This window comes from Streptomyces sp. NPDC031479, from assembly GCF_055581065.1.
The window spans coordinates 152,952-167,999 of the sequence record NZ_JBVIKC010000008.1 but is presented as its reverse complement, the minus strand read 5'-3'; the positions used below and the strand labels follow the sequence as shown (position 1 = coordinate 167,999).

Sequence of the window (15,048 nt, the reverse complement as noted above, 5' to 3'; positions counted from 1 at the left end):
CGGCATTCCGGGAACGTAAGGATCCTGTGTGGAATCGTTGCCTCCATGACCGCGACCCCCGGCTCCTTCGGTCCCGCCGCCTTCCAGCTGGTGCTGCTGCGGCGGATGGCGGACTTCCAGCCGGACCTGGCCGAGGAGGCCCGGCTGCGCCTCGGCGCCACGCTCGCCGAACAGCGGGAGGCCAACCGGCGCTGGCAGGCGATGGTCCGCTCGCCGCGCTCCCGCGGGGCCCTGGCCCGCTACCGGTCGGTGCTGGGACCGCCGGAGTCCGCCGAGCGGCGCCGGATCGGGGACCTGGAGTGCGAGGCGCTGCTGTGGCCGGTGCGGCTCTGGCCGGGGCTGCGCTTCGAGGTGCTGGCCGCGCCGGACGGGGCGGTGTGGAACGAGTGGCTGGTCCGGGCCCCGGGCGCACCGGGGCCCGTCCTCACGGCGGCCGAGGACCTGCGGCCCTGGTCGGCGACGGTGGACGAGGTGGCGCGGGCCTTCCCCCCGGCGCGGCCGATGGAGGGCACCGCGCCGACCCGCTGGCGCCTGGCGTTCACCGCGTCCGGGCGGCCGCTGGTCGCGGAGTTCACGTACGGCCTGCTCCAGCGGGTGCAGCCCGGGGACGCGGCACGCCCCGAAGGACCGGCCGCCTGACCGGACCCGGCCGGACGGCCGCAGGGCCGCGGGGCCGCGGGGTCGCAGGGCCTAGGAGGCGAGGAAGGCCCGGACACCGGCCGAGGTGGCCTCGTCGCCGAGCAGGTCGTTGTGCTTCAGGCAGCCGACCGGCGTGTTGAGGGCCCCGGCGAGCGGGACGCTGTCGTCCGGGTTGACCACCTCGTCGCACTCCGACCAGAACGTCGCGTACTTCACCGCGCCCGGGGTCTCGTCCCCCGAGGCCAGGTTCTTCACCACGTACGACCCGGGGGTCATGTCCCGGCACGCCTGGTCCCACAGGGCGCACGCCCAGGCGGTGGAGGTGCCGTGGTTGGGGCCGGCCAGGGAGACCCAGTGGCCCACGGCCGCGGCTCCGCCCCCGAACCTGACGTACCAGCGGCTGACGAGCGACCCGAAGGAGTGGCCGACGATGTCCACCCGGGCCGCGCCCGTCTGCCGGCGGACCTGGTCGACGTAGGCGGCGAGCCGTCCGGAGAGCACCTCGTTGACCGACTGGTGGGTGTCGTAACCCCAGGAGAAGAGCTCCGAGTCCGCGTACCCGTCGGCGCGCAGGTCCTCGCGCAGGGCGCCCCAGACGCCAGGGTCGGCGTTGTAGCCGTGGACGAAGACCACCGGAACGCGCGGCGCGGCCCGGACGGCCGGGGCGTCCTGCGCGTGGGCCGGGACGGGCGCGAGGAGGGCGAGGCAGAGGGCCGGGAGGGCCAGGATCGCCTGGCGGGTCGTCAGCATCGGGTCCCCTTTACCTTGTTACGCGCCGGTAGCGCGGGCGGTGCGCGCATGGTGGTGCCTGTCGGTACAGAAATCCACCCCCGTGCAGCACCCCGGGACGCATGCGCCCCACCCCACCCGGAGCATTTCAACGGGCGGGTTGACCCATTTACCCGAGAAGATATGAATTGCGACCGGCAACCGCCGGTCTTCTTGCGTCAGCGCACTCGGGAGGATCTGCCGTGACCGTCAGTCTTGAGCAGTTGCGCCGCTGCCACGTCGCCGTCGACCTGGGGGCCGCCAGGACCCGCGTCTACGTCAAGGGAGCCGGACTGGTCGTCGACGAGCCCAGCGTCGCCGCGGTGAACACGCGGACCGGCGCGCTCATCGCCGTCGGCTCCTTCGCCGAGCGGATGACGGGCCGCACGCCCGACTACATCCGGGTCGTACGGCCCGTCTCCGGCGGCACCGTGGTCGACATCGAGATGGCCCAGCGGATGCTGCGTCACCTCCTCGGCGAGAAGCTGCGGCGCGCCCTGCGCCGCAAGCCGCGGCTGCGGGCAGCCGCCTGCACCCCGCACGACGCCGACCCGCTCGCCCAGCGGGCGACCGTCGAGACCCTCGTCGGACTCGGCGCCCGCCGCGTCGAACTGGTCGACACCCTGATCGCGGCGGCCGTCGGCTGCGGCCTGCCCGTGGAGCAGCCGACCGCGACGATGATCATGGTGTGCGGGGCGGCGGCCACCCAGGTGGCGGTCCTCTCCCTCGGCTCGATCGTCACCGCCGAGCGGATCCCCGTCGGCGGCGAGGCCATCGACCACGCCGTGGTCCAGCACCTGCGGCACGCGCACGAGCTGATGCTGCCGAGCCAGGCGGTGCGCCCCCTGCAACTGGCCCTGCACGGCAACGGCATCACCGCCGAGGGCCCGGCCTCCACCCTCATCCACGGCCGCGACGTGGCCACGGGACTCGCCCGCTCCGTCCACGTGGACACCGCGGCCGTCCGGGACGCCATCCACACCCCCCTGACCGCCGTCCTGGACGGCATCGGCAAGATCCTCCGGGAGTGCCCGCCCGACCTGGTCGCGGACCTGACGGACCGGGGGATCATGATGGTGGGAGGCAGCGCCCTGCTGCCGGGCCTGGACCAGATGCTGCGGGACGCGACCGGAATGCCCGTGGCCATCGCCGAACGGCCCGACGTGTGCGCCGTGATGGGTCTCGGCGCGATGCTCGAAGGAAAGATCGCCCCCATGGTCCTCAACCCGCTGTCCGAATGACGCCGGACCCACAGAATCCGCAACCCCGGCCGGCCGCGGCACCGGCGGCGGCACCAGCACCGGCACCAGCACCGGCACCGGCACCGGCACCGGCACCGGCACCGGAAGAGCCGTCCAGCCTTCCCGTGCTCCTGGAGGCGGTCCTCAACGTCGGCTCCGAGCTGGAGCTGCGGACCACCCTCCAGCACATCGTGGAGTCCGCCGCCGAACTGTGCGGGGCGCGGTACGGCGCGCTCGGGGTCGTCGACCCCGAGCGCGCCCGGCTGACCCAGCTGTTCACCGCCGGGATGAGCGAGGCCGAACGGGCCGCCGTCGCCCGCCTGCCCGACGGACGCTCGGGCGTGCTCGGTGCGCTCGTCGACGACCCGCGGCCGCTGATGCTGGACGACCTGACCAAGGACCCCCGCTCGGTGGGCTTCCCGCCCGGCCACCCGCCCATGCGCAGCTTCCTCGGCGTGCCCATCCGGGTGCACACCGAGGTGTTCGGCAACCTCTATCTCACCGAGAAGGCCGGCGGCGGCCCCTTCACCGAGGAGGACCTCGCGCTGGTCCGGGTCCTGGCCTCGCAGGCGGGCATAGCGATCGGCAACGCCCGCCTCTACGAGACCGCCCGCCGCCGGGAGCGCTGGATCGAGGGCGCCGCGGCCGTGACCACCACCCTGCTGGCGGGGCGTCCGGCGGCCGACGCCCTGATGTGCGTGGCCGAGCGCGCCCGGCTCCTCGCGGACGCCGCGGCCGGGGTGGTGCTCCAGCCGACCCCGGAGGGCGGCATGGAGATCGTCGCCGCCTCCACGCACGGGGACCCCGGCGACCTGGTCGGCACGGCCATCGCCCCCGGATCGGCGGTGCTGGAGCAGCTCCTGGGCGGGGAGCCGGTCTTCATCGAGGACTCCGCGACCGATCCCCGGATGACCACCCACGTACGGGAACGCTTCGGCCCCAGCATGATGCTGCCGCTCCAGAGCGGCGGCCAGCTGATCGGCACCCTCGCCCTGCCGCGGGCCAGGGGCGGGCCCGCGTACGACGCGGTGGACCGGCTGCTGGCCTCGCAGTTCGCCTCGCAGGCGGCACTGGCCCTGGTCCTGGCCGACGCCCAGCACGACCGCGAACAGCTCGCGGTGTACGAGGACCGGGACCGGATCGCCCGCGACCTCCACGACCTGGTGGTCCAGCGGCTGTTCGCCACGGAGATGATGCTGGAGAGCACCCGGCGGCGCTCCTCGAACGCCCCGTCGGGGGACACGGTCGGGGAGGAACTGAGCCGGGCCGTGGACGAACTGGACTCCACCATCCAGGAGGTCCGCACGGCCATCTTCGCCCTCCAGCAGCCCCCGAGCGACGCCCCCGCGACCTTCCGGGGCCGGGTCCTGCGCGAGACCGGCGGGGCGGCGGTGCCCCTGGGCTTCCAGCCGTCGGTGCACTTCACGGGGGCGGTGGACGCACTGGTCCCGGATCCGGTGGCGGGCGACCTGCTCTCCGCCCTGCGCGGCGCCCTGGCCGCGGCCCACCGGCGCTCGGGGGTCACCTCCATCCAGGTCCGGGTGGACGCGACCCGGACCCGGGTCCGCCTGACGGTCACGGACGACGGCCGTACCGAGGCGGGGGCCCGAGGGACGACGCTGCGGTGGGAGTCCGCGCTCTAGTACCCGTCGCCGGGGTGGCGGCCGGCCCGCAGCGCCCAGCGGCGCCGGCGGCCGGCGGCGTCCTCCACCGGGCCGCCCCGCAGCTGGCGCCAGTGCGTGCGGTACAGCACGAAGTAGAGGGCCACCACCAGCGCGCACACCTGCATGCCGAGGCCGAGCGTCAGGAAGGACCGCTCGCTCGTCACCAGCGTGCTCAGGTAGCCGAAGTTCATGCCGAAGAAGCCGGTCAGGAACGACAGCGGCAGGAAGATCACCGAGACGATGGCGAGTCGGTTGATCACGAGGTTCTGCCGGTCGGCGACGAGCGAGGCGTAGCTGTCGGCGGCCCGCCGGGTCTCCTCCCGCAGGGCCTCGATCTCCAGCACCACCAGCTGCACCGTGCTCTCGTGCTGGCGGTTCAGCGCCAGCCGCTCCTCCGGGATGTCGTGGTAGGCCATCCTGCGGCGCGTGAGGAACTCCTGGGCGACCGCGGCGTAGGGGAGGAAGGCCCGGTGCAGCCGGGCCGAGCGGCGCCGCAGGTCGGCCAGGCGCTGGACGTCCCTCGGCTCCCAGTGCTCGAACATCGCCTCCTCCACGTCCTCGACCTCCAGCAGCGCTTCGGAAGCGGCCCGGCGGAAGCCCTCCAGCGCACCGTGCAGGAGGAGGAACGCCGTGGTCACAAGGTCGGAGGGCGGGGTCTTCGGCAGCTGCTCGACGAAGTCCTCGATCAGCCCGACGCGACCGTGGTGGACCGTGACGAGGAAGGTCTCGCTCGCGAGCAGGTGGATGCGGGTGACGCGGCCGTCGTCGACCACCGGCACGACGCACCCGGTGGTGCCCTCGTCGTACGTGGCCCGCACGGGTTCGCGGGCCCTGCCGAACCATCCCCAGACCTCGTCGTCCAGCCCGAGCCCGAGGGCGAGCGGCTGCCCGCCGGACAAGGGCTCCTCGCCCAGGTCGATGTCGACGATCACGAAGTCGGAGCCCGCGAGGCGCTCCCGGGCCCGGGACAGGTCCGTGCGCGTGACGACGCCCTCCGGCATCGACACCACCGAAACGATCATCGCCCCTCACCGAGGATGACAGTGCGCCGCCGGACAGACGGGTACGCCCCGGCTCCCCGCTTGATGTCCCCCCGCTCCGGTCACGGGCGCGGGACGCCCGCCCCGAACGTCCGACCTCCACCGGCACGCTACCGTCCGCCCCGGGCGGGGCCGCGGTCCTGGCCGCCGGGTCGCGGACATCCGGGCGACATCACCCGGCCGGGTGCCTCGTGGCGGCCCGCAGCGCGATCCGGGTACTGGACTGCGCCACCCCGGCCTCCCGCTTGAGCCGGCGCAGCAGCGCGTCGAGCGCGGCGGGGTCCGCGGCCCGCGCCCGCACGAGGTAGTCGTACTCCCCCGTCACGTGCACCACCTCGGTGATCCCCGCGAGGGTGGCGACCCGCTGCTCGAACTCCTCGTTGGTCGTGTCCTGCCGCAGGACGAGGTCGATGAAGACCACGAGCCCGCCCCGGGTGTCGGCGGCCGGATCCACGATGACGGTGAACCCGCGGATCACCCCGTCCCGCCGCATCCGGCGCACCCGGTCGGCGGTGGCGTTGGCACTGAGCCCGACGCGGACGCCGAGGTCGCGGTACGAGATCCGCGCATCCTGCTGCAGGATGCCGAGGATTTCCCTGTCGAGGCGGTCCATACCGCGATTCTCGCAGCCGGAGCCGATAAGGGCCGTCCACCGCGCGCCCCCGCACCCCACCCTCCCCTCCATGAGCGAACTCTTCTCCCCCGCCCTGTCGGGCGCGGTCGCGGGCCTGGGCGTGGCGATGCCGATGGGCGCGATGAGCGTGCTGCTGCTCCAGGAGGCGATGCGCCACCGCCGCACGGCGGTGGCCGCGGCGGCGGGCATCGCGGCGGTCGACCTGGGCTATGCGGCCCTGGCCACCGCGGTGGGACCGTGGGTGGCCTCCCGGGTCTCCCCCGTCGAGGCCTGGATCCGCCTCGCCGCGGCCGCGGTCCTCCTGTCCATCGCCGTCCACGCCCTCCTCCGTTCCGCCCGCCCCGCCCCCGCCACCCCTTCGGCCCCGCCGCCGCACGAGGCCCGGGACCCGGGGGGCGGGAACGGCGCCGGAACCGGGGTCGGGAGCGGGGTCGGGAGCGGGGTCGGGAGCGGGGTCGGGACTGGGACCGGGAACGGCGCCGGGCTCGTCAGGGCGTTCGGCCGGTACGTCGGCCTCACCGCCGTGAACCCCACCACCGCCCTCTACTTCGCCGCCCTCACCACCGCCCAGGCCTCCGCCCTCACCACCCCCGCCGCCGCCACCGCCTTCCTCGTCGGAGTCGCCGCCGCCTCCCTCCTGTGGCAGCAGACGCTCGTCGCCCTCGGCGCCTTCGCCGGCCGCAAGATCTCCCCCGCCGCCCGCGCCTGGACCTTCCGCCTCGGATACGGCCTCGTCGCGGCCTACGCCCTGAAGATCGCCTTCCCCCTGCCGGACCTGACATGACCCCATAGGGTGAATCCGTGACGACGACCCGCCTCTCCGCCCGCGCGGCCATCGCCGCCCTCGCCGACCCCGGCAGCTTCACCGAACTCCCGGCGCCCCAGAGGGAGTCCGCCGACGACGGCCCCCTCGGCTGGACCGGCTACGACGCCTCGCGCGCCCGCGCCACGGCCCGTACCGGCGAGCGGGAGTCCGTCGTCACCGGCACCGCCCGCGTCCGGGGCCGCGAAGCCGCCCTGATCGCCTTCGAGTTCGGCTTCCTCGGCGGGTCGCTCGGCGAACGCACCGGGGACCTCCTCGAAGCCGCCTACGCCCATGCCCGCGCGCACCGCCTGCCCCTGGTGTCCCTGATCGCGACCGGCGGCTCCCGCATGCAGGAGGGCATGCTCGCGCTGACGCAGCTCCAGCGCGTGGCCCGGCAGTGCGTGCTGACCCGCGCCGCCGGCCTCCCGCAGATCGCGGTGCTGCGCGACCCCACCACCGGCGGCGGCTGGGCCACCCTCGGTGCGGGGGCCGACGTGGTGCTCGCGCTGCCGGGGGCCCAGGTCGGCTTCGCCGGATCCCGGGTGCGGCCGGCGGACGCCGATCCGGCGGCCTACACCGCCGAGGGGCAGTACGCCGCCGGACACGTGGACGCCGTCGTGCCGCCCGGGGAGCTCCCGGCCGTCCTCGGGGACTGGCTGCGCGTACTGGCCGCACCCCGGGCCACCGCGCCCGTCGAACCCCCGGCCGCGCTGGCCGGCGTAGCGCCCCCGGAGACCGGCTGGGACGCCGTCCGGCAGGCCCGGCACCCGGACCGCCCGCGCGCGCAGGCCTACCTGGAGGCGTACTTCGAGCTGCGCCTGCCCCTGCGCGGGGACCGCTCCGGCGGCGCCGATCCCGGCATGCTGTGCGGGATCGGGCTGCGCGGGGGCCGGGCCGTGGCGTACGCGGCCCAGTGCGGCACCGCCACCCGCCCGGCGGGCTACCGTACGGCGGCCCGCGTGATCCGCCTCGCGGACCGGCTGGGGATCCCGGTGCTCACCCTGGTGGACACCCCGGGAGCGGCCAACGACGCCGCCGCCGAGCACGCGGGCGCCGGCCCGGCCATCGCCGACGCCTTCGCGGCGCTCGCGGCGGCGACGGTCCCGGTGACCACCCTGCTCATCGGCGAGGGAGGCTCGGGCGGGGCGCTGGCCCTGGCCGCCCCGGGGAACACCTGGGTCACCCCCGACAGCTACTTCTCCGTCATCGCCCCGGAGCTGGCGGCGGCCATCCTCAAGCGCCCTTCCGCCGAGGCCCCCGCGACGGCGGACCAGCTCCGCATCCGCCCCCAGGACCTGGTCGCCCTGGGGGTGGCGCGGGGCGTGGTGGCCCCGGCGGCCGGCGCCTAGAAGCGGCCGCGGACGAACCCCGGCCCCGCCGCGGGCTCAGGCCTGCGGGGAGCGGGCGTCGTAGCGGGCGAAGGCGCGCCAGCGCGCGGCGAGCAGGCCCAGCACCAGCACGCAGCCCAGGCCCCCGCCGGTGATGGCGACGGCCGGAGAGGTCAGGTCGGCGACGGTTCCGGCGAGGAAGTCCCCGAGCCGGGGCCCGCCCGCGACGACCACGATGAACACGCCCTGGAGCCGGCCCCGCATCCCGTCGGGGGTCGCGGTCTGCATCATCGTGGAGCGGAACACCATCGAGATCGTGTCGGCGCATCCGGCCAGCGCCAGGAACAGCAGCCCGAGCCACAGGTTGCGGGTCAGCCCGAAGACGGCGATGGCCAGCCCCCACCCGGCGACGGAGAGCAGGATCGCCAGCCCGTGCCGCCGGATCCGCCCCTGCCAGCCGGAGAACAGCCCGCCCAGCAGCGCCCCCACGGCGGGCGCGGCGACCAGCAGGCCGACCGTCTTGGCGTCACCGCCGTACCAGAGCACGGCGATGGCCGGGAACAGCGCCTTCGGCTGGGCCAGCACCATGGCGGCCAGGTCGGAGAAGAAGGTCATCCGGATGTTCGGCCGGGTCCCGAGGAAGCGCAGCCCGTCCAGGACCGAGGCCCGCCCCCGACGCCCCTCCGGCAGCATCGACGGCAGCCGCCACATGGCGTAGAGGGCGGCGACGAAGGTCACCGCGTCGATCAGGTACGCCGCCTGGTAGCCCCACCAGCCGACGATCAGCCCGCCCAGCACCGGGCCCGCCATGGTCCCGGTCGTCATGGTGACGGAGTTCAGCGCGTTGGCGGCGGGCAGCTGCTCCGGGGGCAGCAGCTTCGGGATCATGGCGGACCGGGCGGGCCCGTTCAGTGCTCCGCAGACCGCCTGGAGCGCGACGACGGTGTACAGCAGCCAGACCCGGTGGTAGCCGAGCAGCGCGGCGGCGGCCAGCCCGATCGACAGGACGGTGAGCCCCGAGGCGCTGTAGAGGCCGAGCTTGCGCCGGTCCACGGTGTCGGCGATGGCCCCGCCGTAGAGGCCGAAGGCGACGAGCGGGACGAGCGAGAAGAGGCCGACCAGACCGACCGAGAAGCTGGACCCGGTGATCTCGTAGACCTGGAGCGAGATGGCCAGGGCGGTCATCGCCTGACCCATCCAGGAAATGGTGCCGCCGACCCACAGCCGCCGGTAGTGGGCGGAGCTGCGCAGCGGGGTCAGGTCGGCGAATATGCGCCGCCGGGGGCGGGGCGGGGAGGCGGTACCGGTCACAGCGGATGATAACCACCGCCCCGTCGGGCGGCCCTGGAGCGCGGGTGGTCCTTCACACACCCGCAACGTCCTCCCCACCCGGACCCGCGGCCCCACAACGGGGTGGAGCTTGCCGCTAACCCGCCACTATCACCCGACATTTGACCGAATCGACGTAGCCGTCCGGCCTCCCGTTCGGCTCATGATGAAAGACTCGTATGTCCAGGGAGGCGTAGTGATCGAACCTGGCAACAGCACCACGAGCACCAGTGACACCGGCCGCTCCGGCCATACCGGCGCCCCCGGCGCCCCGGGCTCCGCCGGCAGAAGCACGCGCGTCGCGAGCGGTGTCACCACCCCCCTCACCGTGGGGGTCGAGGAGGAGTTCCTGCTCGTCGACGCCCACACCCTGCGGGTGGTCCCCGCCGCCCCGCTCGTCCTCACCACCGCCGCCGGACTCCCCCAGCAGGTGCACGCCGAGGGGACCCGGTACCAGGTGGAGCTCGCCACCCCGGTCGCCGCATCGGCGGCCACCCTGCGCGCGGACCTCGCGGGCCTGCGGCGCACCCTCGCCGCGGCGGCCCGCGCGCACGGCTGCCGGCTGCTGGCCGCCCCCTCACCCGTGGTGGCCGTGGAGGGGCCGCTGCACCTGACCGACGACGAGCCGCGCCAGCGCGAGCAGCACCGCCGGTTCGGCGCCCTGACCGACACCCTGGTCAGCTGCGGCCGCCACATCCACATCGGCACCCTCGACGTGGACACGGCGGTGGCCGTGTCCAACCGGGTCAGACCATGGCTGCCCACGCTGATCGCGCTGGCCGCCAACTCCCCCTTCTGGGGCGGCCGCGACACCGGCCACTCCAGCTGGCGGGCGATGGCCTGGTCGGGCTGGCCCTCCGCGGGCCCGCCCCCGCACTTCACGTCCACGGCCCACTTCCGGCGCTCGGTGCAGACCCTGCTCGGCTCGGGGGCGGCCCTGGACACGAAGATGGTCTACTGGGACCTCCGCCCCTCCGGGAACTGGCCCACGCTCGAAATCCGGGCGCCCGACATGTCCCCGGACATCGACACGGCCGTCCTCCAGGCCGAGCTGGGCCGCGCCCTGGTGGCGACGGCCCTGCGCGAGCTCGCGGAGCAGCGGCCCGATCCGCCCGTACGGGACGACGTACTGCGTCTCGCGCGCTGGCGGGCGGCGCACGACGGGCTGGAGGGCTTCGGCCTGGACCCGTACACGGGCGCCGAGCTCCCCGCGGCCGATCTCGCGGAGGCGCTGCTCGACCTGGTCGCCCCGGAACTGGCCGCGGCCGGTGACCTCGACCACGCGGCGAAGACCCTCGGCGGTCTGCTGCGCGACGGCTCGGGCGCGGCCCGCCAGCGCGCGGCGTTCGCGCGCCGGCACGACCTGACGGACGTACTACGCCACCTGGTGGAGGAGACGGAGAACTTCTAGACCCCGGGCGCGGGGTGACGGGGCCGCTGGTGCGCGGGACGGGCACCCGCGGCCCCGTCGCGTACGGGCGCGGGCCGGGGGTGACGGCCGCACCGGGGGCGGCCGAAGGCGGTCCGGCGGCGACCCGGTGCGACCCCGGACGGGGTCTCTCTCAGAGCCAGCCCCGCTGGGCGGCGCGGAGACCGGCCTCGAAGCGGCTCGTCGCGTCGAGGCGTTCCATCAGCCCCGACATCTGGCGGCGCACGGTGCGCAGGGAGACCCCGAGGCGTTTGCCGGCGGCCTCGTCGGTCATCCCGGAGGCCAGCAGCTTCAGCAGTTCCCGCTCGGCCGCGGTGATCCCGTCATCCCCGGCCTGCTCACGTGCGGCGCCGAGGGGGACGGCCGTCCCCCAGGTCTGCTCGAAGAGGGTGACGAGCGAGGCGACGATGCCGGGGGCCGTGGTGCACAGCGCGCCGAGCCTGGAGTTCTCGGGGTCGATGGGGACCACGGCGGTGGCCCGGTCGAAGATCACCAGACGGGGCGGCAGGACCGGGCTGGTGCGCACCTGGCCACCCCGCTCGGTGGTCCACTGCGCGTAGGCGAGGGTGGCCGGATCGTTGCGGGCGCTGTCCTGGTAGACCACCCGCATGGCGACCTTCCGGTTGAGCGCGTCCTCGTCCAGGGGCCGCGACGCGTCCAGGCTCGCCTGGGACTGCGCGCCGCCCGGCATGATCGCGAGGCACTCCCGGACGAGTCCCTTGGCGAGCACTTCCAGCCGGGACTGGATGGCGTCGAGCCCGACGAGCCGTTCGGCGCCGTCGGTCTCCGTGTTCGGCCGCAGGGTCGCGAACTCCGCGACGGCGCGGGCGGCGGCCGCCTTGCTGAGCGCCAGCTCCTGCTGTCGGCGGATCAGGTCTTCCTCCTGGCGGCGCAGGATCTGCTCCAGCCCCGCCTCGGGGCTGACGGCCCGCAGTCCGCCGGAGTTCTCCCGGGAGGGAGTGAGCAGATCGAGGTCGACGAGCCGGTCGAGCCCGTCGCGCACCTGCTCCTCCGTCAGCCCGAGCCGGGCGCCGAGTTCGGCCACTCCCCCGGTCGGATCCGCGAGCATTTCGCGGTAGACGCGCTCCACGTGCGAGTCCAGTCCCAGCGCTTCGAGCATGCTTCAGCCCCCCGGCACGAATCCCCTGCCGACGGACTGAGGCCCGTCGGTGTCATGATCCTAAAGGTGGCCTGATCAGAACGGTGGACGGCACCAAGGTGACAGGGCACTTTGGTGCCACCCGCTTCCCCTTCTGCACTCCCCCGACGGCCAGCAGGATGGTGTTCACCGGGACGGCGGGGCACGGAGCCCCACCCCAGGCCAGGGCCGAAAGGCCGGACCGGAGCAGCGCGCCCCGTCTCGTCCGCTCGTGTTTCCAGGGGGATTCCATGTCTCGCACCGCTCGCCTGATCGCTGCCGCCGGCCTCACCACCGTGTTCTCCTTCACCGCCCTCGCGGTCGCCGCCACCGCCGCCCCCCAGGTGATCGGCTGGGACTCGGTCCGCGCCGCCGGTCCGGCCGTCATCGGCTGGGACTCGGCGCCCGCCGACACGGCGGTCATCGGCTGGGACTCGGTCCGCGCCGCGGGCCCGGCCGCCCCCCAGGTCATCGGCTGGGACTCGGCGCCCGCGGACAAGGCCGTCATCGGCTGGGACTGACCCCCCTGCGGCCCCGAGCCGCCCCCGCACACGCGAAAGGCGGCCCCGAGGGGCCGCCTTATCGTTTCTGCATGCCGTGTGTGCAGAGGTGGGGCGGGTGGGACTCGAACCCACGGCCGACGGATTATGAGTCCGCTGCTCTAACCGGCTGAGCTACCGCCCCTTTACGGCGTGGCGCGTACATGTGTGCGCGCCGTCTGCCGCAGCATAGCCGCTCATACGATCTCCTGCTCCGGATGCCTCGCATGATCGGCTTCGCCTGCTCAGAGAGACCGCGCCGAGTGCTGCCCGGTTCCCCGTTCAGGGCAAAAAGAAAGAGGACCCGCCCGGGGTCCTCTTCTCTCCTGCTCCCCCGACTGGACTCGAACCAGTAACCTGCCGGTTAACAGCCGGCTGCTCTGCCAATTGAGCTACAGGGGACCGCGCTCCCCCGACTGGACTCGAACCAGTAACCTGCCGGTTAACAGCCGGCTGCTCTGCCAATTGAGCTACAGGGGATTGCTGCGGTGCATCGAACAGCCCACCTCCGGCCTTGCCGGGGGGCGAGTGCCCGTTGCGAGTCATAGATTAGCGCAAGCAGGGGGGTGCTCCGCCAATCGGTATCGACGGCAGGCCGGGCACCACACGACGAAGGGTGACAGGCATGCGGTACAAGGTCACGTTCGTGGTCGGACTGGCCCTCGGGTACGTGCTCGGGACCCGGGCCGGACGGGAGCGGTACGAGCAGCTGAAGAAGTCGGTCCGGGGGTTCGTGCAGAACCCGGCTGTCCGCAACGCCGCCGAGACGGCCGGCCAGAGCGGGCGCGCCTTCGCGGGCAAGGCGTTCGCCGCGGTGGGCGACAAGGTGGGCGACGCCGTGCCGGACTCCCTCTCCGAGCGTGTCCGCGGTCTGCGCGGCCGGGGCGGCGCCGGTTCCGAGGACGAGTGGGGCACCAGCAACACCTGAGGGCCGTTCCGGACGAGTCGAGTCCGGCCCGGCGTGCGGCAGAATTCTCCGCATGGGGATAGTCGCCGGGCTGGACAGCTCTTCCACCTTCACTCGCATCGTGGTCTGTGACACCGACACGGGCGCCGTGCTGCGCCAGGGCTACGCGCCCCATCCGCAGCCCGCCGGTGAGACGGTCCCCCACGAGACCGACCCGCAGGCCTGGCTGCTCTCCCTCGGCGAAGCCGCCGGCGGCGGACTGCTGGAGGGCGTCCAGGCCATCGGCGTCTCCGCGCAGCAGCACGGCGTCCTGCCGTTGGACTCTCAGGGCGCGCTCGTCCGGCCCGCCCTGGTCGGCAACGACAAGCGCGGCCAGGTCGCCGCCGCCGATCTCGTCGAGGCGCTGGGCGGCCGGCAGGCCTGGGTCTCGGCCGTCGGCTCCGTCCCGCACTCCGCCCAGCCGATCACGAAGCTCGCCTGGCTGGCCCGTACCGAGCCGGAGGCCGCACGCCGGGTGGCGGTGGTGATGTCCCCGCACGACTGGCTCGTCTGGCAGTTGCTCGGCCGCCCCGCCCGCCGCACCACCGACCGGGCCGGGGCGTCCGGGACCGGGTACTGGTCGGCGGCCACCGGTGCCTACCGTCCCGACCTGGTCGAGCTCGCGCTCGGGCACCAGGCGCTGCTGCCCGAGGTGCTCGGGCCCGCCGACGCCGCCGGGACGACCCCCGAGGGACTGCTGATATCGGCCGGGACCGGGGAGACCACGGCCGCCGCGCTCGGCCTGGGCCTGGGGCCCGGCGACGCGGTGGTCTCGCTGGGCGCGTCGGGCTCGGTGATGGCGGTGCACCACGAGGCGCTGCTGGAGCCGAGCGGGCTGATCACCTCCCTGGCCGACGCGGGTGGCATGCACCTGCCAGTGGTGAACACCTCGAACGCCGTACGGGTCCTGCGCGGCACCGCCGAAATGCTGGGCACCGACCTGGAAGGTCTCAGCGCGCTCGCGCTCAAGTCGACCCCCGGTGCACACGGACTCGTGCTCCTGCCGTACCTGGAGGGGGAGCGCACCCCCAACCTCCCGCACAGCGCGGGCACCCTGTCGGGGCTGCGCCGGGACTCGATGAAGCCCGAACACCTCGCGCGGGCGGCCTTCGAGGGCATGCTCTGCGGGCTGGTGGACGCCCTCGACGTGCTGCGCCACCGGGGGGTGCCGATCCGGCGGGTGTTCCTGCTGGGCGCGGCGGCCGAACTGCCCGCCGTACAGGCCGCGGCCCCGGGGCTGTTCGGCACGCAGGTCGTCGTCCCCGCGCCCGCGGACTACGCGGCGCTCGGCGCCGCACGTCAGGCGGCCTGGGCGCTCGGGGTGCGGCAGGGCACGCTGGCCCCGCACACCCCGCCGGTCTGGCCGGCCGCGGCGGCGCAGGTCTTCGAGCCGGGCGACGAACTCCCGGCCTGGCAGGCGGTGCGCCAGCAGTACGCGACGACGCGCGAGCAGCTCCACCCGGGCGCCTTCCAGGGCTAGCCCGCACCGCCGGCCCCGCGCCGGGGCCCTCCACCGGACCCGGCGCGGCGTAGGTCGCGGGGTGCGCG

Annotated in this window: 14 protein-coding genes and 3 tRNA genes; 9 read left to right on the top strand and 8 right to left on the bottom strand. The window is 74.5% G+C overall.

Annotated features, from left to right (window positions below; all coding sequences use genetic code 11):
• The first annotated feature begins 45 nt into the window (after window positions 1-45).
• Window positions 46-639 carry a hypothetical protein gene (locus ACZ5D2_RS12200; RefSeq protein WP_371678659.1) on the top strand — a complete coding sequence of 198 codons (594 nt, stop codon included), beginning with the start codon at window positions 46-48 and terminating at the stop codon, window positions 637-639.
• A 51-nt stretch (window positions 640-690) separates the two neighbouring features.
• Here the strand turns inward: ACZ5D2_RS12200 and ACZ5D2_RS12195 are convergent, their stop codons facing one another.
• Window positions 691-1,389, bottom strand: coding sequence for an esterase/lipase family protein (locus tag ACZ5D2_RS12195; RefSeq protein ID WP_468928835.1), 699 nt, complete (start codon window positions 1,387-1,389; stop codon window positions 691-693).
• A 221-nt stretch (window positions 1,390-1,610) separates the two neighbouring features.
• Between ACZ5D2_RS12195 and ACZ5D2_RS12190 the strand changes: the two genes are divergently transcribed.
• Both ACZ5D2_RS12190 and ACZ5D2_RS12185 read left to right on the top strand, forming a co-directional pair.
• The gene (locus ACZ5D2_RS12190) at window positions 1,611-2,648 is read left to right on the top strand and encodes a rod shape-determining protein (protein ID WP_266838874.1); all 1,038 of its coding nucleotides are present in this window, start codon (window positions 1,611-1,613) and stop codon (window positions 2,646-2,648) included.
• The gene (locus ACZ5D2_RS12185; protein WP_468928833.1) at window positions 2,645-4,291 is read left to right on the top strand and encodes a sensor histidine kinase; all 1,647 of its coding nucleotides are present in this window, start codon (window positions 2,645-2,647) and stop codon (window positions 4,289-4,291) included. The genes ACZ5D2_RS12190 and ACZ5D2_RS12185 overlap by 4 nt, the downstream gene beginning before the upstream one ends.
• Here the strand turns inward: ACZ5D2_RS12185 and ACZ5D2_RS12180 are convergent.
• Window positions 4,288-5,334: a magnesium transporter CorA family protein gene (locus ACZ5D2_RS12180; protein WP_468928831.1), complete on the bottom strand. Its 1,047-nt coding sequence runs from the start codon at window positions 5,332-5,334 to the stop codon at window positions 4,288-4,290. The genes ACZ5D2_RS12185 and ACZ5D2_RS12180 overlap by 4 nt on opposite strands.
• A 190-nt stretch (window positions 5,335-5,524) precedes the next feature.
• A complete protein-coding gene (locus ACZ5D2_RS12175) occupies window positions 5,525-5,965 on the bottom strand; it encodes an Lrp/AsnC family transcriptional regulator (RefSeq protein ID WP_371678652.1) in 441 nt (146 codons plus the stop codon).
• Between the two features lie 70 nt (window positions 5,966-6,035).
• On the opposite strand from ACZ5D2_RS12175, the gene ACZ5D2_RS12170 reads away from it, so the two are divergent.
• Entirely contained in the window at window positions 6,036-6,770 is a 735-nt protein-coding gene (locus ACZ5D2_RS12170) for a LysE family transporter (protein ID WP_371678651.1), read from the top strand.
• A 17-nt stretch (window positions 6,771-6,787) separates the two neighbouring features.
• Window positions 6,788-8,140 (top strand): carboxyl transferase domain-containing protein, encoded by a 1,353-nt coding sequence (locus tag ACZ5D2_RS12165; protein WP_468928828.1) that lies wholly within the window; start codon window positions 6,788-6,790, stop codon window positions 8,138-8,140.
• A 36-nt stretch (window positions 8,141-8,176) separates the two neighbouring features.
• On the opposite strand, the gene ACZ5D2_RS12160 is transcribed toward ACZ5D2_RS12165, so the two are convergent.
• Window positions 8,177-9,430, bottom strand: a complete 1,254-nt coding sequence (locus ACZ5D2_RS12160) for an MFS transporter (protein ID WP_266838879.1) — start codon at window positions 9,428-9,430, stop codon at window positions 8,177-8,179.
• 214 nt (window positions 9,431-9,644) lie between these two features.
• Between ACZ5D2_RS12160 and ACZ5D2_RS12155 the strand changes: the two genes are divergently transcribed.
• Entirely contained in the window at window positions 9,645-10,859 is a 1,215-nt protein-coding gene (locus tag ACZ5D2_RS12155; RefSeq protein ID WP_468928825.1) for a carboxylate-amine ligase, read from the top strand.
• A gap of 151 nt (window positions 10,860-11,010) precedes the next feature.
• Here ACZ5D2_RS12155 and ACZ5D2_RS12150 read toward each other — a convergent pair whose 3' ends face one another.
• On the bottom strand, window positions 11,011-11,997 hold the full coding sequence (locus ACZ5D2_RS12150) for a LuxR C-terminal-related transcriptional regulator (RefSeq protein WP_371678647.1): 987 nt from the start codon (window positions 11,995-11,997) through the stop codon (window positions 11,011-11,013).
• 269 nt (window positions 11,998-12,266) lie between these two features.
• Here ACZ5D2_RS12150 and ACZ5D2_RS12145 point away from each other — a divergent pair, with 269 nt between their 5' ends.
• Entirely contained in the window at window positions 12,267-12,536 is a 270-nt protein-coding gene (locus ACZ5D2_RS12145; protein WP_371678646.1) for a hypothetical protein, read from the top strand.
• An 89-nt stretch (window positions 12,537-12,625) separates the two neighbouring features.
• On the opposite strand, the gene ACZ5D2_RS12140 is transcribed toward ACZ5D2_RS12145, so the two are convergent.
• From ACZ5D2_RS12140 to ACZ5D2_RS12130, 3 genes are all read right to left on the bottom strand, one after another.
• Window positions 12,626-12,699, bottom strand: a tRNA-Ile gene (locus tag ACZ5D2_RS12140).
• A 184-nt stretch (window positions 12,700-12,883) separates the two neighbouring features.
• Window positions 12,884-12,956, bottom strand: a tRNA-Asn gene (locus ACZ5D2_RS12135).
• 5 nt (window positions 12,957-12,961) lie between these two features.
• A tRNA-Asn gene (locus ACZ5D2_RS12130) sits at window positions 12,962-13,034 on the bottom strand.
• A gap of 145 nt (window positions 13,035-13,179) precedes the next feature.
• Here ACZ5D2_RS12130 and ACZ5D2_RS12125 point away from each other — a divergent pair.
• Both ACZ5D2_RS12125 and ACZ5D2_RS12120 read left to right on the top strand, forming a co-directional pair.
• Window positions 13,180-13,482 (top strand): YtxH domain-containing protein, encoded by a 303-nt coding sequence (locus tag ACZ5D2_RS12125; protein WP_371678645.1) that lies wholly within the window; start codon window positions 13,180-13,182, stop codon window positions 13,480-13,482.
• 52 nt (window positions 13,483-13,534) lie between these two features.
• Window positions 13,535-14,980 (top strand): FGGY family carbohydrate kinase, encoded by a 1,446-nt coding sequence (locus ACZ5D2_RS12120; protein ID WP_371678644.1) that lies wholly within the window; start codon window positions 13,535-13,537, stop codon window positions 14,978-14,980.
• The last annotated feature ends 68 nt before the right edge of the window (window positions 14,981-15,048 follow it).

What these genes read in the sequence shown, in the direction of transcription:
- ACZ5D2_RS12200 (WP_371678659.1), top strand. Translation starts at nt 46, where the DNA reads ATGACCGCGACCCCCGGCTCCTTCGGTCCCGCCGCCTTCCAGCTGGTG.
- ACZ5D2_RS12195 (WP_468928835.1), bottom strand. Translation starts at nt 1,389, where the DNA reads ATGCTGACGACCCGCCAGGCGATCCTGGCCCTCCCGGCCCTCTGCCTC.
- ACZ5D2_RS12185 (WP_468928833.1), top strand. Translation starts at nt 2,645, where the DNA reads ATGACGCCGGACCCACAGAATCCGCAACCCCGGCCGGCCGCGGCACCG.
- ACZ5D2_RS12180 (WP_468928831.1), bottom strand. Translation starts at nt 5,334, where the DNA reads ATGATCGTTTCGGTGGTGTCGATGCCGGAGGGCGTCGTCACGCGCACG.
- ACZ5D2_RS12175 (WP_371678652.1), bottom strand. Translation starts at nt 5,965, where the DNA reads ATGGACCGCCTCGACAGGGAAATCCTCGGCATCCTGCAGCAGGATGCG.
- ACZ5D2_RS12170 (WP_371678651.1), top strand. Translation starts at nt 6,036, where the DNA reads ATGAGCGAACTCTTCTCCCCCGCCCTGTCGGGCGCGGTCGCGGGCCTG.
- ACZ5D2_RS12150 (WP_371678647.1), bottom strand. Translation starts at nt 11,997, where the DNA reads ATGCTCGAAGCGCTGGGACTGGACTCGCACGTGGAGCGCGTCTACCGC.
- ACZ5D2_RS12145 (WP_371678646.1), top strand. Translation starts at nt 12,267, where the DNA reads ATGTCTCGCACCGCTCGCCTGATCGCTGCCGCCGGCCTCACCACCGTG.
- ACZ5D2_RS12125 (WP_371678645.1), top strand. Translation starts at nt 13,180, where the DNA reads ATGCGGTACAAGGTCACGTTCGTGGTCGGACTGGCCCTCGGGTACGTG.
- ACZ5D2_RS12120 (WP_371678644.1), top strand. Translation starts at nt 13,535, where the DNA reads ATGGGGATAGTCGCCGGGCTGGACAGCTCTTCCACCTTCACTCGCATC.